At 47.3% G+C, this 21,260-nt stretch carries 23 protein-coding genes and 1 tRNA gene; 14 read left to right on the top strand and 10 right to left on the bottom strand.

Features of this window, described 5'->3' with window-relative positions; genetic code table 11:
• Positions 1 to 347 precede the first annotated feature (347 nt).
• Positions 348 to 1,472: a porin gene (locus KFF03_RS06455; protein ID WP_255859899.1), complete on the top strand. Its 1,125-nt coding sequence runs from the start codon at positions 348 to 350 to the stop codon at positions 1,470 to 1,472.
• A 110-nt stretch (positions 1,473 to 1,582) separates the two neighbouring features.
• On the opposite strand, the gene tusA is transcribed toward KFF03_RS06455, so the two are convergent.
• The 5 genes from tusA to upp form a co-directional block, all read right to left on the bottom strand.
• A complete protein-coding gene (gene tusA, locus KFF03_RS06450; protein WP_255859897.1) occupies positions 1,583 to 1,831 on the bottom strand; it encodes a sulfurtransferase TusA in 249 nt (82 codons plus the stop codon).
• Between the two features lie 40 nt (positions 1,832 to 1,871).
• Positions 1,872 to 3,071 (bottom strand): MFS transporter, encoded by a 1,200-nt coding sequence (locus KFF03_RS06445; protein ID WP_255859896.1) that lies wholly within the window; start codon positions 3,069 to 3,071, stop codon positions 1,872 to 1,874.
• 30 nt (positions 3,072 to 3,101) lie between these two features.
• On the bottom strand, positions 3,102 to 3,344 hold the full coding sequence (locus KFF03_RS06440; protein ID WP_255859895.1) for a GNAT family N-acetyltransferase: 243 nt from the start codon (positions 3,342 to 3,344) through the stop codon (positions 3,102 to 3,104).
• A gap of 289 nt (positions 3,345 to 3,633) precedes the next feature.
• The gene (locus KFF03_RS06435) at positions 3,634 to 4,908 is read right to left on the bottom strand and encodes a uracil-xanthine permease family protein (protein ID WP_255859894.1); all 1,275 of its coding nucleotides are present in this window, start codon (positions 4,906 to 4,908) and stop codon (positions 3,634 to 3,636) included.
• Positions 4,909 to 5,085: 177 nt separating this feature from the next.
• Positions 5,086 to 5,712, bottom strand: coding sequence for a uracil phosphoribosyltransferase (upp, locus tag KFF03_RS06430; RefSeq protein ID WP_255859893.1), 627 nt, complete (start codon positions 5,710 to 5,712; stop codon positions 5,086 to 5,088).
• 281 nt (positions 5,713 to 5,993) lie between these two features.
• Here upp and KFF03_RS06425 point away from each other — a divergent pair, with 281 nt between their 5' ends.
• The 8 genes from KFF03_RS06425 to KFF03_RS06390 all read left to right on the top strand — a co-directional run bounded on the left by KFF03_RS06425 (position 5,994) and on the right by KFF03_RS06390 (position 12,040).
• Positions 5,994 to 6,899 (top strand): hypothetical protein, encoded by a 906-nt coding sequence (locus KFF03_RS06425; RefSeq protein WP_255859891.1) that lies wholly within the window; start codon positions 5,994 to 5,996, stop codon positions 6,897 to 6,899.
• 25 nt (positions 6,900 to 6,924) lie between these two features.
• Positions 6,925 to 7,203: a peptidylprolyl isomerase gene (locus KFF03_RS06420; protein WP_255859889.1), complete on the top strand. Its 279-nt coding sequence runs from the start codon at positions 6,925 to 6,927 to the stop codon at positions 7,201 to 7,203.
• Between the two features lie 103 nt (positions 7,204 to 7,306).
• Complete coding sequence (locus KFF03_RS06415; protein ID WP_255859887.1) at positions 7,307 to 8,326, top strand: S1 RNA-binding domain-containing protein; 1,020 nt, start codon at positions 7,307 to 7,309, stop codon at positions 8,324 to 8,326.
• 39 nt (positions 8,327 to 8,365) lie between these two features.
• Positions 8,366 to 8,938, top strand: coding sequence for an elongation factor P-like protein YeiP (yeiP, locus tag KFF03_RS06410; RefSeq protein ID WP_255859885.1), 573 nt, complete (start codon positions 8,366 to 8,368; stop codon positions 8,936 to 8,938).
• 84 nt (positions 8,939 to 9,022) lie between these two features.
• A complete protein-coding gene (locus tag KFF03_RS06405; RefSeq protein WP_255859882.1) occupies positions 9,023 to 9,634 on the top strand; it encodes a rod shape-determining protein in 612 nt (203 codons plus the stop codon).
• A gap of 122 nt (positions 9,635 to 9,756) precedes the next feature.
• Positions 9,757 to 10,023: a type II toxin-antitoxin system ParD family antitoxin gene (locus tag KFF03_RS06400; protein WP_255859881.1), complete on the top strand. Its 267-nt coding sequence runs from the start codon at positions 9,757 to 9,759 to the stop codon at positions 10,021 to 10,023.
• Positions 9,983 to 10,324, top strand: coding sequence for a type II toxin-antitoxin system RelE/ParE family toxin (locus KFF03_RS06395; RefSeq protein WP_255859880.1), 342 nt, complete (start codon positions 9,983 to 9,985; stop codon positions 10,322 to 10,324). Before KFF03_RS06400 ends, KFF03_RS06395 begins: the two co-directional genes overlap by 41 nt.
• Positions 10,325 to 10,432: 108 nt before the next feature.
• Entirely contained in the window at positions 10,433 to 12,040 is a 1,608-nt protein-coding gene (locus KFF03_RS06390; protein WP_255859879.1) for an ABC-F family ATPase, read from the top strand.
• A 90-nt stretch (positions 12,041 to 12,130) separates the two neighbouring features.
• Here the strand turns inward: KFF03_RS06390 and KFF03_RS06385 are convergent, their stop codons facing one another.
• The gene (locus KFF03_RS06385) at positions 12,131 to 12,481 is read right to left on the bottom strand and encodes a DUF4870 domain-containing protein (protein ID WP_255859878.1); all 351 of its coding nucleotides are present in this window, start codon (positions 12,479 to 12,481) and stop codon (positions 12,131 to 12,133) included.
• A 143-nt stretch (positions 12,482 to 12,624) separates the two neighbouring features.
• On the opposite strand from KFF03_RS06385, the gene KFF03_RS06380 reads away from it, so the two are divergent.
• Complete coding sequence (locus KFF03_RS06380) at positions 12,625 to 12,954, top strand: glutaredoxin domain-containing protein (RefSeq protein ID WP_255859877.1); 330 nt, start codon at positions 12,625 to 12,627, stop codon at positions 12,952 to 12,954.
• A gap of 108 nt (positions 12,955 to 13,062) precedes the next feature.
• Here KFF03_RS06380 and KFF03_RS06375 read toward each other — a convergent pair.
• Positions 13,063 to 13,139: transfer RNA gene (locus KFF03_RS06375), tRNA-Val, on the bottom strand.
• Positions 13,140 to 13,256: 117 nt separating this feature from the next.
• Positions 13,257 to 15,287: an excinuclease ABC subunit UvrB gene (uvrB, locus tag KFF03_RS06370; RefSeq protein WP_255859876.1), complete on the bottom strand. Its 2,031-nt coding sequence runs from the start codon at positions 15,285 to 15,287 to the stop codon at positions 13,257 to 13,259.
• Positions 15,288 to 15,412: 125 nt separating this feature from the next.
• Between uvrB and KFF03_RS06365 the strand changes: the two genes are divergently transcribed.
• Complete coding sequence (locus KFF03_RS06365; protein ID WP_304941523.1) at positions 15,413 to 16,594, top strand: pyridoxal phosphate-dependent aminotransferase; 1,182 nt, start codon at positions 15,413 to 15,415, stop codon at positions 16,592 to 16,594.
• An 84-nt stretch (positions 16,595 to 16,678) separates the two neighbouring features.
• Here KFF03_RS06365 and hda read toward each other — a convergent pair whose 3' ends face one another.
• Positions 16,679 to 17,413: a DnaA regulatory inactivator Hda gene (gene hda, locus KFF03_RS06360; RefSeq protein ID WP_255859875.1), complete on the bottom strand. Its 735-nt coding sequence runs from the start codon at positions 17,411 to 17,413 to the stop codon at positions 16,679 to 16,681.
• Positions 17,414 to 17,434: 21 nt separating this feature from the next.
• Positions 17,435 to 18,403 (bottom strand): DUF2066 domain-containing protein, encoded by a 969-nt coding sequence (locus KFF03_RS06355; protein ID WP_255859874.1) that lies wholly within the window; start codon positions 18,401 to 18,403, stop codon positions 17,435 to 17,437.
• 235 nt (positions 18,404 to 18,638) lie between these two features.
• On the opposite strand from KFF03_RS06355, the gene purM reads away from it, so the two are divergent.
• The 3 genes from purM to KFF03_RS06340 all read left to right on the top strand — a co-directional run bounded on the left by purM (position 18,639) and on the right by KFF03_RS06340 (position 21,236).
• Positions 18,639 to 19,709 carry a phosphoribosylformylglycinamidine cyclo-ligase gene (gene purM, locus KFF03_RS06350; protein ID WP_255859873.1) on the top strand — a complete coding sequence of 357 codons (1,071 nt, stop codon included), beginning with the start codon at positions 18,639 to 18,641 and terminating at the stop codon, positions 19,707 to 19,709.
• Positions 19,706 to 20,398 (top strand): phosphoribosylglycinamide formyltransferase, encoded by a 693-nt coding sequence (gene purN, locus KFF03_RS06345; protein ID WP_255859872.1) that lies wholly within the window; start codon positions 19,706 to 19,708, stop codon positions 20,396 to 20,398. The genes purM and purN overlap by 4 nt, the downstream gene beginning before the upstream one ends.
• An 88-nt stretch (positions 20,399 to 20,486) precedes the next feature.
• Positions 20,487 to 21,236, top strand: a complete 750-nt coding sequence (locus tag KFF03_RS06340; RefSeq protein ID WP_255859861.1) for a DUF3108 domain-containing protein — start codon at positions 20,487 to 20,489, stop codon at positions 21,234 to 21,236.
• Positions 21,237 to 21,260: the final 24 nt, after the last annotated feature.

The raw sequence follows: 21,260 nt of genomic DNA, 5'->3' as shown, positions 1-21,260 counted from the left end.
AGGGCAACTCGCCTGATCACCAACATTGTTTCACAGGTCAAACAATATCATTGAATGACCATTCAATTTCACCATTTAAAACACCAATAAAGAAAATTTAACTGCTTATATTTCAAATACTTATGTGAAATAAAATTACCATAACAGAAAAAGTACGTATTAATACCAATAGCCAACCGAAGATATACCTAACCGCCAAGCCAACAACATAACACGCAGTCAACATGCCCTATTAATTGCACTGGCCATTCAGTCAAATTTCTGTAATGTGGCGGCGTTTTCGTGATAAGACAGAAGAATGACTCCCTGATTTATCGCGACCAGAAATAAAAAGAAGGTATGAACGTATGTCTTATAAAACCCCTCTGGCTATCGCTGTAGCGGCTGCCGCCTTAACGTCAACAGCTGCTGCTGCACCGAGTGTTAACTTTTACGGTTTCGTCGATATTGGCCTGGAAACCTATTCCAACAGCGCTACTAATGGGACTGATGTTTACCCAGGTAGCGGTTCCGACGACCCAAGAAATCGCGCTAACCGCAACACCGATGATCGCCAATTCGCACTGACCAACAGCGTTCAGTCTCGCCTGGGTGTCATGGGTGAAGAAGAGCTGGAAGATGGCTGGGTGGGTAGCTACCGCGTTGAGGCCCGTATCAACGTATTAGATGATGGCGGCGCTTTTGCTCGTACTCGCCTGGGTTGGTTCGGCCTGTCTAAAGGCGAACACAGCTTCAAAGTGGGTGCTCAATGGTCTCCTTATTTTGAATACAGTGCCTGGAACACTCACCGCAGCGAAGTTCAGGGCGTAGGTTCTTACTTCTACATCACAGAAACCATGCCAGGTTCTGTAGCTTACGGTTACCGTAATGACAGCACCATTAACTACACCTACGGTGGCGGTGGCTTCAGCGATAGTCCATTCACAGCAACGGTTGCTCTGCATATCGCCGAAGATGATCGCGAAATTACCGTCGGTGACGACCAGGAATTAGTTAACGACAGCGGCATCACCGCGGTAACTGTGGGTACTGCTGCAACTTTTGGTGGTTTAACGTTAAATGCCTCGGCTATTCAATCGATTGTGGTTGAAAGCGATGCAGCCAAAGATGCCGGTGAAGACATTGCAGAGCCAATGATCTACAGCGTTGGTGGTAAATACGTTGTTAACGACCAGCTGGACTTTGGTTTTGCGTACCGTGGCGCCGATCGCGACACTGGTGATGATGACAAGCGTCAGTCCACCACTCTTGCCGTTAGCTACAAGCCAGTGAAAAAACTGGTTCTGAACCTGGGCTATGCACAAGGTGAAGACGACGACAAAACTCAGCGCCAGTTAGACAGCAATATCTACGGCAGCGCTTATTACCAGCTGAGCGGCTCTCGCCTGGCCGGTTTTGAGTTTGAAGAAGCTGACTATGGTAGCGATGGCAAAACTCAGGCCTTCCTGTTCAGCTTACGTCAGAGCTTCTGATTACCGCTAGATCGATGTAATCAAACACAAAAAGAGCAGCCATTGAGCTGCTCTTTTTTATGCTTGTTTTTGGGCTAGTTTTTTTGTGATTAAGGTTTTCTGAAAAATAATTATTCGTCGTCAGACTGCTTTTTAATTAAAAACCGATACACACCATCCTGCTCTTCCATCAAAATCATTTCCTGATTCAGAAAGTTACAGAATTTGAGAAAATCCCGCTGGGTTGAAGGGTCCGTCGCCAGAATTTCAACCACATCGTTTAATGCCATATCCCGAATTATATTATGCAGCATCATCACTGGCTCCGGGCAAAACAACCCTTTTGCATTAAGGTGATGAGTTGCAGTTATATCACTCATTATTTAACAACCTGAAAATAAATATAAAATTAGCCAGAGTTTAAATCGCTCGGCGCGCAGTAATTAAGCCATGACGAATGGCCTGCCACACCACCAACAGAGCAATCATACATAACCCGGCTGCAACGATAAAATGTCCGTCATACCCGAGCGCCTGGGCACTGAATCCAGACAACATACCGGCAATCATACCTGAGACCACCACCACACAACTCTGCAAAGCATAGTCAGCTGCGGCACAGTGCTCACGACAACGATCCATCATCACAGTAAATAACGCAGCTGTCGCCATACCACCGGCAATATGCTCAAGCGTTACAGCAACATAAATGCGAAACATACCCTGCCCATCCAGGCCGAGGTAGCTCAACAACGCCAGCGCCTCAATCAATAGAAAACCAAGTAGCGCAGTTTGCCGGCCAATACGACTCACCATCCAACCGCCCACTAAAGCGCCCAATAAACCGGCGGCAAAACCAACCGAGCCCAGAATAACGCCCATTTGCTCTAACGTAATCCCTTGGTCCACCAGCATCGGCCGGATCATTTGTGTGCCAAATGCATCACCAAACTTAAACAGGAAAATCATCAGCAGCCATAAGCCGGCTCCCGGTGCGCGGAAAAAATCCAGCCATAACGGCCATAACGGTTGATCATCCACCACATGTGGCTTGGGCGGAAATCGCCATAACGGCAGTGTTCCAGCAACCATTGCCAGCGCCAGTAATAACACAGCTCCCTGCCAGCCAAACCAACCAAATAAAGCCACCAATACGCCACCGGCCAGCACCATACCAATGCGATAACCCGCTACCTGTACACCGTTACCGATGCCCCGTTCATGGCTCGCAAGATTCTCAACCGCTAACGCATCGGTCGCAATATCCTGGGTGGAAATCACCAGATTCAGGCAAAACAATAGTGCGGCAAACAGCAGCATATTTTGCTGCACCCAGAATTCCACTGGCTGCAAGGCAATCACCAATAGAATGGCCGCCGCACTGTAGTTCATGGCAAAGATCCAGCTACGACGATATTCATGTTTGTACAGGCTGAATTTATCCAGCCACGGCGCCCAGATAAACTTAAGCGCCCAGGGCAACGCCAGAAGCGATAAAAAACCGATCATGGTCAGATCCAGTCCTTGCTCGCGCATCAACACCGGCATCGCCTGACCAAAAAAACCGTGCGGTAAACCCTGCACCAGATACAAACAAATTAAAGCGATCCACTTTTTCATTTTGCGTTCGGGATAATGTACTTGTTGTATTTATAAAAATTTCTGCACATACCAGCAGCTGGCCTGCAAAACATAACCTTCTTTTTTAGCCCAGGCTAAGCCGTGTTCCACCAACACTTCAGCCAGGCCTTGCCCACGCAAGCGAAAAGGAACATAGGTATGCGTAAAATCAAGCTGATCATTATTGACAACATAATCCAGTACACATTCATGCTCACCTTTAATAAGCAAAAATCGCGACTGCTCTGGCTGATGTTGTATTTCGTATTCCATAGCGTTTCTCTGCGTTGTACAACAAACAGACTTTACCGCACTCCGATCAAAGCAACAAAACCATAAAAAACCCCGAAGCGGCAATCCACTTCGGGGTTTGATTGAGCATTGCAAGGTTTAGGGCTATTAACAGGCCCAGGCAGGCTGTTGAAAAATGTTTCTGAGGCAGTCAGAACAAGACAAAAATCAGCGAAAACGCGCAGTTTATAAGTCATAAATGAGCATTTTGAGCTGATTTTTAACGAAGTTATGGCAACGTAAGTAGTTTTTCAACAGCCTGCTAGGGAAGTTATTTCACCATATCTTCCACAATCTCTTCTTCCTCATGCAAGTCTTCGGTTTCATCGGCTTTCGGTAATACCAGATTCAGCACGATGGCAACCAAGCCACACAGGCTTAAACCTTCAAGACTACCCAACGTCATACCACCAATGCCAAATACCAGCGTGGTCGACACAATCACCAGATTACGCTGCTGACCCATATCAACCCGTGCTTTAACCAGAATATTCAGGCCAACAGAAGCAATCGAACCAAACAACAAAATCAGAATACCGCCCATCACCGGTGCCGGAATGGTTTGCAGGAATGCACCAAACTTGGCAATAAATGCCAGAGAGATCGCAAAGCCTGCAGCAAAGGTCATGATTACTGGATTAAAGGCCTTTGTTAACATCACCGCCCCTGTCACTTCGGAGTACGTGGTGTTGGGTGGACCACCAAATAACGCAGCGGCAGAGGTCGCAACACCATCACCTAACAGCGTGCGATGCAGGCCTGGTTTTTCGACGTAGTTATCACCCGTCACACTGGAGATCGCCAACACATCACCGACGTGTTCAATCGCAGCCACCAGTGCTACCGGCATCATCAGTAAAATGGCCGCCATTTCAAATTTTGGCGTCACAAAATCCGGTACTGCAACCCAGGCACTGTTATTCACGGCGGAGAAATCCACCATACCCATAAAGGCAGCAATGCTATAACCAACAACAATACCCGCCAGAATCGGCACTAAACGGAAAATGCCTTTCGCCAATGTCGCCACCAGCAAGGTAACCAATAACGCCGGCATTGATACCCAGATCGCATCGGCATACGGGAACAGCTGAGCCGACGCATCACCGGTTTTGCCCATCGCCATATTCACGGCAATCGGCGCCAGACCCAAGCCAATAATCATAATGATCGGACCAGTTACTACCGGCGGCATAATACGATGCAGAAAACCCGGACCACGGACTGCCACCAGAATCGCCAGCACCATATAGGTAAAACCAGAGCAGAATAATGCACCCATCGCAACGGCCACACCGTCATCACCGTACTGCTGGATAATGCCGATAATCGGTGCAATAAACACAAACGACGATGCCAGAAATACCGGCACAGAGCGCTTGGTAATCAACTGAAATAATAAAGTACCGATACCTGCGGTGAATAACGCCACACTGGGGTTTAAGCCGGTAATTAACGGCATCAATACCAAAGCACCAAAGGCCACAAATAACATTTGCAAACCGGCCAGTACGGTACGCCAACCGGCGTAAGCATCCTGAGACATACGACTTCCTCTATATTTAATTTATTGAAATTTTATCTGAATACAGTGCGTCTTATTTGAGCGTTTACGAAGCAGGCAGAACAAGGCAAAATTTTTGAGAGAGCGGAGTTTAGTCGCCTAAATGAGCAGCTCGATAAAAATTTTAACGCCGTTCTGCCAATGCAGTTAGCTCAAAACTTATTCGGTACCAAAAATCTTATCACCCGCATCACCTAAGCCTGGAATGATGTAACCATTTTCATTCAAATGGTCATCCACGGATGCCGTGTAAATTTCAACGTCCGGATGCGCTTGTTGTACTGCCTTAATGCCTTCTGGCGCTGCTACCAGAACCAAAGCGCGGATCGAGGTGCAACCGGCTTTTTTCAGCAAATCAATGGTGGCATTCATGGAACCACCGGTTGCCAGCATTGGGTCAACAACCAGCGACATACGCTGATCAATATCACCGGCTAATTTATCGAAGTAACTCACTGGTTCTAAGGTTTCTTCATCACGATACAAACCGACCACACTGATTTTGGCACTTGGGATCATTTCCAGTACGCCATCCAGCATCCCCAGACCCGCACGCAGAATCGGCACAACGGTAATCTTCTTGCCTTTAATGCGTTCAGCACTGATTTCGCCACACCAGCCTTCAATTTTATAATCTTCCAGCTCCAGATCCTTGGTTGCTTCATACGTCAGCAGATTGCCGACCTCACCCGCCAATTGGCGAAAGCTACGGGTGCTGATTTTTTGTTGACGCATCAGGCCAAGTTTATGTCGAACCAGAGGGTGACGAATTTCATGAACGCTCATGAGTTACCTCAATATCAATTACTGTCATATCGGAAATAGGGTGCCGCCAGGGCCAGATAGCAGAATACACAGCTTCGGGCATCGGGGTACAATTGGCGCGCGATTTTCTCACAAGCGCCCACTCAGCGCGACGCAAAAATGTAACTATCTGGTCAATTTGCTACATTTAATACCTATATTCATCGGACGTTCACCAAACCGCTACCACAATCAACGATCACTACAATCAACCACCAGCATAATGTTTGGGCTCTTCTGAATAAGATTGATCAGGATTTGAAATGAAATACATAACGCCTTTACTGGCCGGGCTGGCTTTTTTGATGGCTGCAACCGCACTGATTAACACCCGACAAGCGGATTCAGTGGTTGTCGACAACCTCGGAACTGCGAACATCGGTACAGGAGCCATACGGATAGTGCCGGAGTCGTTGCGCTCCTCCCCTGAGCAACCTTCAACCGCCGAACAACCTCTCTCTTCAGAAGAGCTCCACACGACCCTGCTGAAAGTAGAACAGCAACTACAGCAGCAAAACTCAGAGCTGCAAGCATTACGATCGGAATTGAAGGAACTGAAATCCAGCATGCCGCCAACCACAGATGCAGATCGTGAATACGCAGATTTAATGAGAGATTTACCACCTGACTTTGAAAGTCGCATCAAAACGGATCCCGACTATGCCGAAAACATGCAAACAGAACTTTTGACCAAAGTAATTGATCATTCATTGGGTGAAGAAGAGCGCTTACGCGCAGTACAGCAACTTATGATGGTATCGGGGTCGATTGGAACATTTTCACAAATCCAGCAAAACCCTGACCTGGATAAAGCAATGACTCAGCTTTTCGACCATGCCAGTCAAGAATCCACACGAATTAAGGCCCTTGAGTATTTAAGCTTTATGGGAACCAACAACATCGCCAATCAGGAGCGCTTCCTTAACCTGGTTGTTAATGACAGTAACCGCTATGTCAGAAACCTGGCGACTGATGCGCTGTCATCCATGTTGTATTCAGCCGAAATAAATGAAGGACAGCGCTCAGAATTGATTCAGAAAATCAGCAACCTGATGGATAATAGTGATGAAACAACACAATCTTTGCTGAAAGAACGTTTTGGCTCGACGGAACAACTGCAACAATTCGAACAAGATGTTCGCGATGAAACGTTGAATCTGCCGCAATAATGACCCATTGATTCAGGAAACCACCATGCCACGCGCCTGTGCCCGCCATATTCTGGTTAAAACTAAAGAAGAAGCCGACAAGCTGAAACAACAGCTCGCCAAAGGTGCTGACTTTGCCAAATTGGCTCAGAAGCACTCGACCTGCCCGTCAAAAAAGAACGGTGGCAGCCTGGGCGAGTTTAATAAAGGTGAGATGGTCAAAGCCTTCGACGACGTTGTGTTTAAGGGGCCATTACTCAAAGTCCAGGGGCCGGTTAAAACCAAATTCGGCTACCATCTGATTGAAACCATTTACCGTACCTGATTATTAAGGCATATCTGAATAATTCAGAGGTGCCTTAATTCCAACCCTGATAGAATCGCGCGCTGTTTAAGATTCACCGATTGACCCCCCAGAGACTTTTACCATGGCAGAACTTGGCCGTTACAACACATTAAAAGTTCAGGAAATGGCACCACATGGTGCCTACCTGGACGATGAAGACGGCGGCCAGATTCTGCTTCCGACCCGTCAGGTGCCAGAAGGTACTGAAATTGGCGACGAGATTAAGGTATTTGTTTACCTTGATTCTGAAGACCGTTGGATCGCTACCTGCCAACGCCCGCGTGTACAGCTGCATCAGGTTGCCAGCCTGGAAGTGGTGGATGTTAACCGCACCGGCGCCTTCCTGGATTGGGGATTAGCCAAAGACTTATTCGTACCCTTTGCCGAACAAAAGCAGCGTATGGAGCAAGGCAACAGCTATCTGGTGTATGTGTTACAAGACAACACAGGGCGTTTAATTGGTAGTGCCCGCCTGAATCGTTATATCAGCGACGAAGCCAAATCCAACTGGCCTGGTTCACCAGACCCTTACAGTGTGGGCGACAAGGTTCGTATGATTGTTAGCCACCGCACCGAACTGGGCTACAAAGCCGTAGTCGATGATGAGTTCTGGGGCGTTATCCATCATGATGATATCCGCAAAGCGATCCGCCCGGGCAACAAGCTCGAAGGTTACGTCAAACGCATACGCGACGATCATCGCCTGGATATCTCACTCGAACCCATTGGTCACGCCAAAATTGCACCACTGGCAACACGCATCCTGAAAAAACTACAGGAAGGTGATGGCACCCTCGGCTTAAGCGATAAAAGCCCGGCGGACCTGATTGAGCTGCACTTTGGTGTATCCAAGCGCGTCTTTAAAATGGCCATCGGCCAACTGTTCAAGGAGCGCAAAATTGTCATTGAAAGTGATCATATTCGCCTGACCAATGAGAATGATGCGAAAAAGCCACGGCCAGCGAAGAAACATCATAAACCGCAAACAACAACCAAAGCTTCTGCCACAGCCAAACCTGCGGAAAAGCCAAAGTCAGAAAAACCGCGTAAGCGCTTTGTAAATAATAAAAAATCCGGTAAAACACTTTCTATTAAAAAATAGATGGCTGACGCCAGCTAACAGAATCAAGAGGACCTGATAATGCCTAAGGCAAGTGATATTAAAAAGAACGCCGCCATTGAATTTAACGGCAGCGCTTATTTTGTAAAAGACATCGAACGTTCAGTGCCACAAGGACGCGCCGGTGGCAGCCTGTACCGTATGCGTATGTACAATGTGGCAACCGGTCAGAAGGTTGATGAAACCTTTAAAGATTCCGACATGCTGAACCTGGCTGACGTGATGCGCCGTCAGGTGATGTTCTCCTACAGCGATGGCGACGAATACGTCTTTATGGATAACGAAGACTACTCTCAGTTCAGCCTGAATAAAGACAATATCGAAGACGAAATTCTGTTCTTCAACGAGTCTACTCAAGGCTTGCAGGTTGTATTACTGGACGACGCACCCGTTGCACTGGAACTGCCTGCACACGTTGAGCTGGAAATCACCGAAACCGATCCATCCATCAAAGGTGGTTCCGCTACAGCGCGTACCAAACCAGCGACTATGACAACCGGCCTGGTAATTCAGGTGCCAGAGCATATCTCGACTGGCGACGTGGTGAAAATCAACGTGGAAGAGAAGAAGTTTATGGGGCGTGGTGAGAAGTAAGCTTTTTCACCAACTCATAGCCAGCGGCTGTTTGCTGCTGGCAACACCAGCCATTTCCCAAAGGTGCTGCTAAAAGGAATTTTGATGCTTAAGGAAATCGTTAAAAGCTTCGGGTCCGTTTTGTATATTCAGATTTGGAAGAATCACATTAAGGCTACCAATCTAAAAACAGGAAAAATTTATAACGAGCCATCACTACTGACCATAGAAAGAAACCCTGAAGGACAAAGTATTGTTTCCGCTATAGGAAATAACGTCCAAAAAATAACGAACTCACCCAACACAATTGTTATAAACCCTTTCGCCCACCCCCGTGTACTTATCAATGAATTTTTAGTTGCTGAAAAAATGCTGCAACATATTGTATACGTACTGCTGGGCAAACACAGAATTGGACCACGCCCCAAAATCATTATTCATCCAATGGAAGAATATGAAGGTGGAATTACCCTATTAGAGCATAGAGCCTTTATTGAAATAGCATTGGCAGCAGGCGCCAAAGAAGTAACTGTTTATACAGGAGCTGAAATACCCATCTCACGTTTAGATTTTGACAAAATCAAAGAGGAAAGTGCAAAAAATTTACCATCTTATGTCAGTTTCAAAGCTAAAAGAGAAAGCCACTTACCATTAAGTAGCAGCCTAGCAATTGTAGCAATTGTTATCACCGGCCTTCTATGGTTTACAAGCTTCTAATAATGAAAAAACTCAATTAATACTGCCATCACCCCGGTAAAATAAGTCGTCACTATCGCACTTGAACAATTCAAATATCCCCCTTATATTCATATTTATTCAATCTGAATACCGAGGCAGTCATGGCTAATACCAGTTTAAGCTTGGGTGAGCACTGGGAAACCTTTATCAAGAACGAAGTTGCCAGTGGCCGCTACGGCTCTGCCAGCGAGGTGGTTCGTGATGCATTGCGTAACCTGGAAGAACGTAAAAGCAAGCTCGATGCATTAAAATCACACCTGGCAGAAGGTGCTCAACAAGCACAACGAGACGAGTTTGTGGAAGGTTACTCCACTGAAATGCTGATCAATGAGCTGGATGCTCCGTACTTCAGTGATGATGCCTCCTGAATATAAGTCGCCCTATCGTGTCACGCCTCGTGCCTATCAGGATCTGTTAAACATCGGTCGCTACAGTGAGCGGAATTGGGGACGAAAGCAGCGGAATCGCTACTTACAAGCACTTGAGACACGTTTTCAGTGGTTGGCAAACAATCCCCTCCTTGGCAAGAAACGCAACGATATTGACCCCGATTACTACAGCTTTCTGCAAGGTCAACACGTGGTGTTTTATCTAATTTCTCAGCATGGTATCGACATCATTGGCATTCCTCATCAGGAAATGGACATCCATAGTTACTTTGACTCCTAAGTAAGGCCCGTTACTTTCCTTGTGGCATTCTCTTTTCCGGATGTCAGGGCGACTCTTTTCCGGTATTATCGCGCCCTTTCAAAACACTGATTCATCCGGGATAAAGCTGTGATCTCAACCGCGAATATCACCATGCAGTTTGGCGCTAAGCCACTGTTCGAGAACATTTCTGTCAAATTCGGCGACGGCAACCGTTATGGCCTGATTGGCGCCAACGGCTGTGGTAAGTCGACCTTTATGAAGATCCTCGATGGCTCACTGGAGCCAAGTGCGGGTAACGTATCGGTCACGCCAAACGAACGTTTGGGTAAACTGCACCAGGATCAGTTCGCGTTTGAAGAGTTCACCGTACTCGACACCGTGATGATGGGTAATAAAGAGCTGTGGGCCATCAAAGAAGAGCGTGATGCCATTTACGCGAATCTGGAAGCAACCGAAGACGATTACATGCGTGCCGCTGAGTTGGAAGGTGAGTTCGCCGAAATGGACGGCTACACCGCCGAATCCCGTGCCGGAGAACTGCTGTTAGGTGCCGGTATTGAAACCGAGCTACATCAGGGCCCAATGACCGAAGTCGCCCCAGGCTGGAAGCTACGGGTATTACTGGCTCAGGCACTGTTCTCCAACCCGGACATCCTGCTGCTCGACGAACCGACCAACAACCTGGACATCAACACCATTCGTTGGCTGGAAGGCATCATTAACGACATGAAGTGTACGATGATCATCATCTCGCACGACCGTCACTTCCTGAACTCTGTCTGTACTCACATGGCCGATATCGACTACGGCGATATCAAGATCTATCCGGGTAACTACGATGACTTTATGATTGCTTCGACCGCCGCTCGCGAGCGTCAGCAATCGGAAAACGCTAAGAAGAAAGCACAAATTGCCGAACTGCAGCAGTTTGTTAGCCGCTTCTCGGCCAACGCTTCCAAAGCCAAGCAAGCAACTTCTCGTGCTAAACAGATCGATAAGATCAAGCTGGACGATATCAAGCCGTCGACCCGTCAGAACCCATATATCCGCTTTAACCAAGAGAAAAAGCTGCACCGTCAAGCGGTGGAGATTGAAGGCCTGTCTCATGGTTATGAAGGTGAGACCCTGTTCGCCAATACTGATCTGATGATTGAAGCCGGTGAAAAAATTGCGGTTATTGGTGCTAACGGTGCGGGTAAAACTACGTTCCTGAAATGTCTGGTGAATGGTTTTGACCAAGACGGCGTTGAAGCCAATTCTGGCACCATCAAGTGGTCTGAAAATGCCAACATCGGTTATTACGCTCAGGATCACGAATACGAGTTCCCACAAGCAACAAATCTGTTTGACTGGATGGAGCAGTGGAAAACCGAAAAACACGATGACCAGGCCGTTCGAGGAACGTTAGGTCGTTTGCTGTTTAACCAAGACGATATTAAAAAGTCAGTTAAGGTGTGTTCTGGTGGTGAAAAAGGCCGCCTGTTATTCGGCAAGTTGATGATGCACGATCACAACATTTTGCTGATGGACGAACCGACCAACCACATGGATATGGAATCGATTGAATCCTTAAACATGGCGTTGGAAATGTTTGAAGGTACATTGGTATTTGTATCCCACGACCGTGAGTTTGTATCCTCACTGGCAAACCGTATTATCGAAATTAAAGACAATAAAATTGTCGACTTCCACGGCACGTATGATGAATACCTGCGCTCTCAGGGTGTTGAATAACATCCTGGTTTTAGTAGCTATAAAAAAGCCCTGTTACTCTGACGAGTAACAGGGCTTTTTCTTTAACTTTAATGATTAAATCTCTAATAATTATTTAATCAGGCGAATGGCAAAAGGTACCTTATAGCTATTGCCTTTCGAAGCATTAACAGCCGCCAGGATACAAAAAACAAGATGGCACAGACCAATGATTGGGTACAAAAATGCTCCAATAACCACAACGGTCAAAATAGAAGCAATGGCATAAGCGATAATTGCGGTAATACACCAGTTGAGTGCTTCTTTGGAATGCGCTAAAACAAATGCATCATCTTTTTTCACCAGGTATAAAACCAGACCAGGAATAAAACCAAAAAATATGGTACCGATCCATAATAACAGCGACAGGTTTTTGGACTCTTGCCCTGTAGATTGTGGTTTACCTTCGATCAGATCACTCATAGTACTCTCCATTGATATTAAGCGTATTTACACAGATATAACTGTCATTTAACCTGAAGGCATACTGCGCAATCGCGGCTTAATTATCTTTAAAAAGATTGTAAAACTGGTTGATACCGAACCTCTGAAGACAAGGATGATTTATGAAGAGACTGATATTCCTGGTGATCGCCTTAGCGGTTTATCAAAAATGGCATTACATCGATGCTTATATCAATCCGCCACCACAATTTGTTCAGGATCACTTCGGAAAAGTTGTTCTATATGCAACAACTTGGTGCGGCTATTGCCAGAAAACCCGCGATTTACTGAATAGCAAAGGCATTGACTACCTTGAGTACGATATTGAAAAATCAAACATCGGAAAACGAGAATACGATCAACTTAATGGATCAGGTGTTCCTTTACTACTGATTAACGGCGAAGTGGTGCGTGGATTTAATAAACAGAAGACCCTGCAACTGGCTCTTTGATTGCCCAATCCTGATATATTTTTCCATGCAAGAAAGGGAGCTGCTCTAATGTTAGAGCATAAACGCCAGGCATAAAAAAGCCGACAATAAAGTCGGCTTTTACAATCTTGGTAGGACTACCCAGATTCGAACTGGGGACCTCTACCATGTCAAGGTAGCGCTCTAACCAACTGAGCTATAGTCCTGAAGTGCTGCGTATACTAGCGGCGAGTGATTCACAGTGCAACCCCAATCCGCGAATTTACCTCAGAAACTGCTTTGAAATCAGTCGACTAGAATAAGTTAGCGCCTGTCAGCATGAGTTAACTGTTCTCGATAACTTTCTGCTTCATCTCATGCAACAGGTCACGTAGTCGCGCGGCTTCTTCAAAGTCGAGGTCTTTGGCGGCTTTAAACATCTGATCTTCGACCTCAGCCACACGCTCCACCAGCTTCGCAGCGGGCAATGCCTTCCAGTCATCAACCGCATAGCCAGCTGCGGGCTCTGCGACTTTGCGGCTGCGACCTTTACCCTTGCCACGCGCTCCCGGAGCCGGTGCGGCTTCGAGAATATCCTCTACCGATTTGGTCACGCCTTTCGGCACAATGCCGTGCTCTTTGTTAAAGGCAATTTGCCTCTCACGACGGCGATCGGTTTCGTCCATGGCGCGTTGCATCGAGTCAGTAATTCGGTCGGCATACAAAATCGCTTTACCATTGAGGTTACGGGCAGCACGGCCAATGGTCTGAATCAGTGAACGTTCAGAACGCAAGAATCCTTCTTTATCGGCATCAAAGATGGCCACCAGCGAGACTTCGGGGATGTCGAGACCTTCCCGCAATAAGTTAATGCCCACTAACACATCAAACTCACCCAATCGTAAGTCGCGGATAATCTCCACCCGCTCAACCGTATCGATATCCGAATGCAGGTAGCGCACACGAATATTCTGCTCCAGTAAAAACTCGGTCAGGTCTTCCGCCATGCGCTTGGTGAGCACGGTAATCAGTACCCGTTCGCCTTTGCTGGTACGCTCCTGCAGCTCGTGCAGCACATCATCCACCTGACCCGTCGCCGGGCGCACTTCAAGTTCCGGATCAATCAACCCGGTTGGTCGTACCACCTGCTCCACCACATGGTCCTGATGGTCTTGCTCATACGGCCCCGGCGTTGCAGAGACAAACACACACTGGGGCACAATGGCTTCCCATTCTTCAAAACGCATCGGGCGATTATCCAGTGCCGATGGCAGACGAAAGCCAAATTGCACCAGCGTTTCTTTTCGAGAGCGGTCACCACGATACATGCCACCAATTTGTGGAATGGTGACGTGGGATTCGTCGACAAACACCAGGGCATCTTTCGGGATGTAATCAAACAGTGTTGGCGGCGGCGCGCCTTCTTCACGGCCAGATAAATAGCGTGAGTAGTTTTCGATACCGGAGCAATAACCCAGCTCACGCATCATCTCAACATCGTAGCGGGTACGCTGTTCCAGACGCTGCGCTTCCACCAGCAAGTTATTATCGCGGTAGTACTCCAGTCGCTCTTTTAACTCCTCTTCGATGCCGTCGATGGCACCGAGAATGGTTTCACGCGGGGTCACATAATGCGTTTTCGGATAAATGGTCACCCGTGCCAGGCGCGAGCGAACTTCGCCGGTAAGTGGATCAAACAGCGAAATCTGTTCAATTTCATCATCAAACAATTCAATGCGAACCGCTTCGTCGTCACTTTCGGCCGGGAAAATATCAATCACATCGCCACGTACCCGATAGGTGCCGCGATGGAAATCCATGTCGTTGCGGGTGTACTGCAACTCGGCTAAACGGCGCAACACGGTACGCTGATCAATCTGATCTCCACGCACCATATGCAGCATCATTTTCAGATAAGAATCCGGATCACCTAAGCCATAAATCGCTGAGACCGTGGCAACAATCACCGCATCACGGCGCTCCATCAAGGCTTTTGTTGCCGACAAGCGCATCTGTTCGATATGCTCATTCACCGACGCATCTTTATCAATAAAGGTATCCGATGCCGGTACATAAGCTTCCGGCTGGTAATAGTCGTAATAAGAAACGAAATATTCGACGGCATTATTCGGGAAAAACTCTTTAAACTCGCCATACAACTGGGCAGCAAGTGTCTTGTTGTGAGCCATAATAATGGTTGGCCGCTGACACTCGGCAATCACATTAGCCATGGTGTAGGTTTTTCCGGAGCCCGTTACCCCCAGTAGGGTTTGCTTCAGCAATCCGGCCTCAATGCCCTGTACCAGGCCTTTGATTGCATTGGGCTGATCACCAGCGGGGGAATATTTAGAGGTGAGTTCGAACGCTTTGCTCATCAGGATTCCAGAAAGTCCTTATTTAAAGAAAGTGCAGTTTACATTACAATTATACGGTTTTTTTGTTGCAGTGGTGGTAATAACCATTTTACTGCTGACACCCACGCGTTATTGAGGATACACACTTGGACCTGCAATTGTCGGATCGCGTTCAACAGATCAAGCCTTCTCCTACTCTGGCGGTGACAAACCGTGCTGCCGAATTACGAGCGGCTGGCAAAGATATTATTGGCCTGGGCGCCGGTGAACCAGATTTTGATACCCCACAGCATATTAAGGATGCCGCCAGCAAAGCAATTGCTGATGGCTTCACCAAATATACCGCTGTTGACGGAACCCCGGCTCTGAAGAAAGCAATTATTGACAAGTTCAAACGTGACAACGGCTTAAGCTATGAGCCAAACCAGATTCTGGTTTCGTGTGGCGGCAAACAAAGCTTCTTTAATCTGGCTCTGGCTCTGTTGAATCCGGGGGACGAAGTTGTGATTCCTGCGCCATATTGGGTTTCTTACCCGGATATGGTGAAAATTGCTGAAGGCGTGCCGGTTGTGGTTGAAACCGACCAAAGCGCTCGTTTCAAAATGACCGCGGAACAACTGGATGCGGCAATCACTGAAAAAACCAAACTGGTCGTGATCAACAGCCCATCCAACCCTTCTGGTGTGGCGTATACCGAAACCGAATTAAAAGCACTGGCTGAAGTTCTGAAGAAATACCCGGATGTATTAATCGCTACCGATGATATGTACGAACATATTTTATGGGCCGAAGGTGGCTTCCATAACATTGTGACGGTTTGCCCGGAACTGTATGACCGTACACTGGTGATGAATGGCGTTTCCAAAGCCTACAGCATGACTGGCTGGCGTATTGGTTACGTTGGCGGCCCACAAAAGCTGGTTGCCGCGATGAAGAAAATTCAGTCACAAAGTACCTCTAATCCAACGTCCATCGCACAAGTTGCCGCTCAAGCCGCATTAGAAGGTGATCAAAGCTGCGTTCAGGACATGTTAAAAGCCTTTAAAGAGCGCCATGACTATGTTGTTGCTGCTCTGAATGAGTTGCCGGGTGTTGAGTGCGTTGAAAGTGACGGTACTTTCTATGCCTTCCCAAGCTTTAAAGGTGCAATGGCAAACGCAGGTATTGAATCGGATGTCGATTTTGCAGAGAAAATGCTGAACGAAGCGGAAGTCGCGCTAGTTCCGGGTTCTGCCTTTGGTACGCCAGGTCATATGCGTCTGTCTTATGCCACCAGCATGGATGTTCTGAAAGAAGCGATCAGCCGACTGGCAAAAGCACTGAGTTAATCGAACCATCATAAAAAAGGCCGTTTTGTTAGAAACAAAACGGCCTTTTTTATATTTCGAAGTTAGGGTACTGAATTAAGCAGGCTACCACTCCAGCTCCGCTTTAATAAATGGAATCGTCAGTTTACGCTGCGCCGATAACGAGGCCTGATCCAGCTGATCCAGCAAATCAAACAACCCCTGCATATCCCGCGGGCCACGCGTCAGAATAAAGCGGGCGACATCATCACCCATATTTAAACCGCGTCGCTTAGCACGCAATAATAAGGCTTGTACTTTGTCCTCGTCTTCCAGTGGTTCAACCTGATAGGTCATACCCCAGGTCAGGCGTGACACCAGATCCGGCAGCTCGATATTGAGTTTTTTCGGGCCATTATTGGCAGCAATTAATAAATGCCCCTGGCGGTCACGGATACGGTTAAACAGATGGAATAACGCTTCTTCCCAGGCTTTATTACCGGCGACCGCCTGAATATTATCCAGCGCCACCAATGGCAGCTGCTCCATCGATTCCAACACGGCCGGGCTGTACTCGACCAACTCATCCAATGGCAAATACACACTCTGGTGGCCTAAGCCTTCGGCATAATGGCAAGCAGCCTGCAGTAGATGACTGCAGCCAACACCCTCACTACCCCATAAAAACAGAAACGGTTCGCCGTGCATTGTCCATTGCTTCTGCAATTCATAAACGACTTGCTCATTAGGACCCGCGTAAAAGTTAGCAAACCGTGCGTCATCACGAATAGCAACGGACAATGTCAACTGCTGCTGAGGCTGATGAGTGACGTGTTCTTGTTTTGATTGCTTTAAGGTCATGCGTATTCCGTACTACCTGATTTACTGCCAGATCAGTTGTTGCGCTTCCAGATCCTGAAGCAGACGCTTGTCCAGCTCCAATAACTGCCATACCTGATCCCAATCGGTTGCCAGGGTTAACGACAATGTCAGCGTTTGCTTCTGAACCTGTATCACCTGAACATCAGTGATGGCCACCTTGGATTTCAAATACTGCAGAACATCGTGATATTGCTGAAAACTCTCAATACCGGAGATGATTAATTGGTGATTTCCCTGCGCTGTATCGCCACTGGTATTGACGGCATAACGACCAGCCAGGTAACTGGCAACTTGATCAATGACTGCTACCATGGATGACTCAGGACTTGAAGATGATATTTCTATCGGCAGCCATTGTTGCTGATGAAAAAAAGCGCCCCGGTATGACCAGGCCTTGTCATTATCTTCAGACGAGATACGAACCAAGCGACCAGCCAATACACCATCTGCCTGGTAGCGTTCAGAAGCCTGGTGAATGTCTGATTTAAAACCTGCTGATAACTTTTCAACCGGCAGAGCGATGTCATCTTCCAAATCCAGTGCTGGCCACAACAGAGGCAGACCCCGCTCAGAGAAGGCCTGTTCGGTCATTTTTGGCCAAACATCCACATTTTGATTAACAATTGAACGACCTGAGTCACTCTCAATCGCTAGCCAGTTTAAAATTAATGGACGGCTTTTTCCCCAAATCGGCTCACCATGATTACGCAATAACTCATCGATCAGATTCGATGCAAACATCACCGTTAACCTGACCGAGTCGTCAATCTCATCGCGATCATAGCGAAAGCTTTTCACAAACCGACCAGAGCGTGAGCCCATTTGCTGTCGTATTTCGGCATTATCAAGCACCGAAGAGAAACCGGATACTTTAATTAAAACCTGCTGCAATGCGGCTTCGATTCCTTGCTTTTGGCTCTCCCGGGTTTGATCCTCAACAGGCACACTGACCTGATATAAATCTGACACAACCACAGCCTGGGAAAAACCTGACCAGGAAAACAACATTATTAGTAAAAATAATCTCACGTATCGTTCTTCATTATTAAGCGGACACTTTTCAGAAGTGCTATTGTGCCACGACGTGTAAATATAACCAGTATTGTGGATAAATTTTGCAATCAGATTGGCATTTGCGGGATGCGCAGCCCGGGACAAATCGTTAGAATACGCGCCTTTCCATTAGCCAAACTGTGACATTTTCATGAGCGAACAAGCACCTGATCAAAACAAACAAACCCTGAGCTATAAAGATGCTGGCGTTGATATCGACGCAGGCAACGCACTGGTTGACCGCATCAAAGGTGTTGCTAAACGTACTCGCCGTCCGGAAGTGATGGCTGGTCTGGGTGGCTTTGGTGCGTTATTTGAACTGCCTCAGGGCTATAAACAACCGGTACTGGTTTCAGGCACGGATGGTGTTGGCACGAAATTACGCCTGGCAATGGACCTGAACAAACATGACAGCATTGGCATCGACCTGGTAGCGATGTGTGTTAATGACCTGGTAGTTGCTGGCGCAGAGCCGCTGTTTTTCCTGGATTATTACGCCACCGGCAAACTGAACGTTGATGTTGCCGCAGCGGTTGTTGAAGGTATTGGTGAAGGCTGCTCTCAGGCCGGTGCCTCTCTGGTTGGCGGTGAAACCGCAGAGATGCCAGGAATGTACGAAGGCGAAGACTACGACCTGGCTGGTTTTTGTGTCGGCATTGCAGAAAAAGACGAGCTGATTGATGGCAGCAAGGTCCAGGCTGGCGATAAGCTGATTGCGCTGGCTTCCAGCGGCCCTCATTCCAACGGCTACTCTCTGATCCGTAAAATCATTGAAGTCTCTGGTGCTGATTTATCAGCAGAGCTGGATGGTCAACCATTGACTGATGCACTGATGGCGCCGACTAAAATCTACGTTAAATCGACGTTAAAGCTGATCAGCACTTCCGAAGTGCATGCTCTATCTCACATCACTGGCGGTGGCTTCCAGGAGAACATTCCACGCGTATTGCCGGAAAACTGTAAGGCTGTTATCGATAGCAACAGCTGGCAGTGGCCTGCTGTGTTTAACTGGTTGCAGGAAAACGGCAATGTTGAGACATCTGAAATGTACCGTACCTTCAACTGTGGCGTGGGCATGATCATCGCGCTGCCCGAAGACAAAGCAGACGCAGCTGTTGCGCTGTTAAATGCTGAAGGCGAGCACGCCTGGATTATTGGCGATATTCAGCCACAGCAAGAGGGCGAAGAACAAGTTCAGTTCACGGGTAAGCACCAGTTATGAGCCCCGCTCAAACCAACAACGCTTTACCCAGCGAGCAACAGGAAAAACCTCGCATTGTTATTCTGATCTCTGGCAGTGGCTCCAATATGGTGGCCATTGCGGATGCCGTTGCAAAAGGTGATATCGATGCGGAGGTTGCTGCAGTGATATCGAATAAGCCTGAAGCTGCCGGGATTCAGAAAGCGAAAGACCGCGACATAGAGACTCAGATCGTCAACCATAAAGACTTTGCCAACCGTGAAGACTTCGATATGGCCCTGATGCAACAAATAGACGAATACCAGCCTGACCTGGTTGTCTTAGCAGGCTTTATGCGCATCCTGACCCCTGCGTTTGTGATTAACTACCATGGGCGCATGTTAAACATCCACCCATCTTTATTGCCGAAGTATCAAGGGCTCGATACGCATCAGCGTGCTTTGGACGCTGGCGATGAACAACATGGCGTTACCGTACATTTTGTTACGGAAGAACTGGATGGTGGCCCTAATGTCATTCAGGCAATTGTGCCAATTTATGACGGCGATGATGCAACCAGCTTACAGCAGCGGGTTCATACTCAAGAACACATCATTTATCCAATTGCAGTGAAATGGTTTGTCAGTGGTCGCTTATCCATGAAAGGCAATAGCGCGTTATTTGATAATACAGAGCTGCCCGCCTCCGGCCTGCCGCTTACCAATCAATAAGTCTGCAATGACTTCTTTACATCCTTTAACCTGCGTCTGCACAAGTTAATCGATATACTCTCAGCAAATGGAATTGCTGGTATCTTTTATGTTCAACATAGCCCTGCTCAAAACAACTATTCTCAAAGTAGCTACGCTCAAAGCAGATACACTCAGAACAGCCCTACTGTTATCAATGATCTTTTTCACCAACCTCAGCCAGGCTGAGCTAAAGCCTTTTACAGCCAACTATACGACACAATGGAAAATGGGTTGGTTCACCATTGATATCGATGCTCAACGCGAATTGAAACAACTCGATGATCTTCGCTGGCAAATGACGTTTGAGGCGGAAACCAACGCCGCCAAATTAGTCGAGAAATCGGTATTTAAACTGACTCAGGAGCAGCGAATACAACCACTCAGCTACCAATATCGTGCCAGCGGTTTATTCAATGAGCCGGATCGCACCCTCAGCTTTTTACCGCAAAGCCATACAATCCAGGATCAGGAAAACAACCTCATATACGAAAATATTTGGCAGGAAGAAATACACGACAACCTCAGCTATATGTTGCAAGCCGGTCTTGATCTGGCAGCTGGACACACTGAATTTACTTACCCAGTCTTTGAGAAAAACAAGAACAAGCCCTTCCGCTTTCAAGTCGTTGGAGAAGAAGAACTTAATACCCCAGAAGGCACCTTACAAACTGTCAAAGTGCAACAAATCAGACGCAAGAAAGACCGGGAAATTTTTGCCTGGTTCGCCAAGGACAAAAACTTTTTACTGGTGAAACTACAGGATAAGAAAAAAGGCAAAACCCGTTACGAGATTAATATTAAAGACATCAAAATGTAACACTGCGACCAAAGCGAGCAGCAA

The organism is Bacterioplanoides sp. SCSIO 12839, assembly GCF_024397975.1.
GTDB lineage: Bacteria > Pseudomonadota > Gammaproteobacteria > Pseudomonadales > Oceanobacteraceae > Bacterioplanoides.
This window is presented reverse-complemented; position numbering and strand designations above follow the sequence as displayed.

Coding starts and splice junctions, on each gene's coding strand:
- KFF03_RS06455 (WP_255859899.1), top strand. CDS start 348: ATGTCTTATAAAACCCCTCTGGCTATCGCTGTAGCGGCTGCCGCCTTA.
- tusA (WP_255859897.1), bottom strand. CDS start 1,831: ATGAGTGATATAACTGCAACTCATCACCTTAATGCAAAAGGGTTGTTT.
- KFF03_RS06445 (WP_255859896.1), bottom strand. CDS start 3,071: ATGAAAAAGTGGATCGCTTTAATTTGTTTGTATCTGGTGCAGGGTTTA.
- KFF03_RS06440 (WP_255859895.1), bottom strand. CDS start 3,344: ATGGAATACGAAATACAACATCAGCCAGAGCAGTCGCGATTTTTGCTT.
- KFF03_RS06435 (WP_255859894.1), bottom strand. CDS start 4,908: ATGTCTCAGGATGCTTACGCCGGTTGGCGTACCGTACTGGCCGGTTTG.
- upp (WP_255859893.1), bottom strand. CDS start 5,712: ATGAGCGTTCATGAAATTCGTCACCCTCTGGTTCGACATAAACTTGGC.
- KFF03_RS06425 (WP_255859891.1), top strand. CDS start 5,994: ATGAAATACATAACGCCTTTACTGGCCGGGCTGGCTTTTTTGATGGCT.
- KFF03_RS06420 (WP_255859889.1), top strand. CDS start 6,925: ATGCCACGCGCCTGTGCCCGCCATATTCTGGTTAAAACTAAAGAAGAA.
- KFF03_RS06415 (WP_255859887.1), top strand. CDS start 7,307: ATGGCAGAACTTGGCCGTTACAACACATTAAAAGTTCAGGAAATGGCA.
- yeiP (WP_255859885.1), top strand. CDS start 8,366: ATGCCTAAGGCAAGTGATATTAAAAAGAACGCCGCCATTGAATTTAAC.
- KFF03_RS06405 (WP_255859882.1), top strand. CDS start 9,023: ATGCTTAAGGAAATCGTTAAAAGCTTCGGGTCCGTTTTGTATATTCAG.
- KFF03_RS06400 (WP_255859881.1), top strand. CDS start 9,757: ATGGCTAATACCAGTTTAAGCTTGGGTGAGCACTGGGAAACCTTTATC.
- KFF03_RS06395 (WP_255859880.1), top strand. CDS start 9,983: ATGAGCTGGATGCTCCGTACTTCAGTGATGATGCCTCCTGAATATAAG.
- KFF03_RS06385 (WP_255859878.1), bottom strand. CDS start 12,481: ATGAGTGATCTGATCGAAGGTAAACCACAATCTACAGGGCAAGAGTCC.
- KFF03_RS06380 (WP_255859877.1), top strand. CDS start 12,625: ATGAAGAGACTGATATTCCTGGTGATCGCCTTAGCGGTTTATCAAAAA.
- uvrB (WP_255859876.1), bottom strand. CDS start 15,287: ATGAGCAAAGCGTTCGAACTCACCTCTAAATATTCCCCCGCTGGTGAT.
- hda (WP_255859875.1), bottom strand. CDS start 17,413: ATGACCTTAAAGCAATCAAAACAAGAACACGTCACTCATCAGCCTCAG.
- purM (WP_255859873.1), top strand. CDS start 18,639: ATGAGCGAACAAGCACCTGATCAAAACAAACAAACCCTGAGCTATAAA.
- purN (WP_255859872.1), top strand. CDS start 19,706: ATGAGCCCCGCTCAAACCAACAACGCTTTACCCAGCGAGCAACAGGAA.
- KFF03_RS06340 (WP_255859861.1), top strand. CDS start 20,487: ATGTTCAACATAGCCCTGCTCAAAACAACTATTCTCAAAGTAGCTACG.